Source organism: Streptomyces carpinensis, from assembly GCF_002154505.1.
Classification (GTDB): Bacteria; Actinomycetota; Actinomycetes; order Streptomycetales; family Streptomycetaceae; genus Streptomyces; species Streptomyces carpinensis.
Map to the genome: position 1 here is coordinate 1,367 of NZ_MUBM01000303.1, position 236 is coordinate 1,602.

Consider the following 236-nt stretch of genomic DNA (forward strand, 5'->3'; position numbering starts at 1 on the left):
GGAGCGCACCTTCGCGGCCTGGGACCGGCAGTCCGTGCTGGTGAGCGATCGCGCCTACTGGGCCGAGCACGGCCCGCACTGGTGCATCCGCAGCCCGCTCACGGCGGGCGACCTGTTCATCTACGGACGCAAGGATCGGGCGGTGTTCGCCCGTGAGTTCTTCTCCTGGACCGATCGCGAACCGCTCCCCGAGGAGTTGCGCTACCCCGAGGTCCCGGAGTTCTTCGTCGCGAACG

At 69.1% G+C, this 236-nt stretch carries 1 pseudogene; it reads left to right on the forward strand.

The window, feature by feature from the left end:
• Positions 1-236, forward strand: a pseudogene (locus BZY54_RS53905) (hypothetical protein); the annotation flags it as partial.